Below are 639 nucleotides of genomic sequence, written 5' to 3' on the forward strand. Positions count from 1 at the left end.
TTGCTCTTGTTGATTAGTTAATATTGCTATAGTGTACTAGTTAGCTAGTTCATTGATATTTTGTGTGAGTGGTATGACACAACAAACTTCTTCTCAGCCTCGCGAGCATTTTGGCTCTCGTCTCGGATTCATCTTAGCAGCCGCCGGCGCTGCGGTTGGTCTGGGTAATATTTGGGGCTTCCCAACACAAGCAGCAAGTAATGGTGGTGGAGCCTTCTTGCTGGTTTATTTAGTGATGATTCTGATCGTTGCTTTTCCTATGCTGGTGGTTGAAATGGCGATTGGTCGTCATGGTCAAGCCAACCCAGTAGACAGCATGCGTGCATTAACCAACCACCCGACTGGCAAAAAGCTTGGCGGTATTGTGGGCTGGATTGGTTTGAGTGTACCAAGTGCAGTCTTAGCGTTTTATTCCATTGTTGGCGGTTGGTTGATCTGCTTTTTGCTAGGTGCGGTTACCGACATCATGGGAATGGAAGCGGCGACTCAATGGTTAAAAGGTTTTAGTGTAGAGCGCAACTTGTTCGGTACGATTACATTTTATGTACTTACCATTTTGATCGTGCAAGGTGGCGTTAAACAAGGCATTGAGAAATGGTCAACACGTCTAATGCCTGCGTTGTTCGTGTTATTCGGTTT

General features: G+C 45.5%; 1 pseudogene. It reads left to right on the plus strand.

What is annotated here, in order from left to right:
* Positions 1–73: 73 nt before the first annotated feature.
* A pseudogene (locus tag R7P74_RS27170) lies at positions 74–639 on the plus strand (sodium-dependent transporter); the annotation flags it as partial.

The organism is Vibrio sp. 2033 (genome assembly GCF_033339735.1).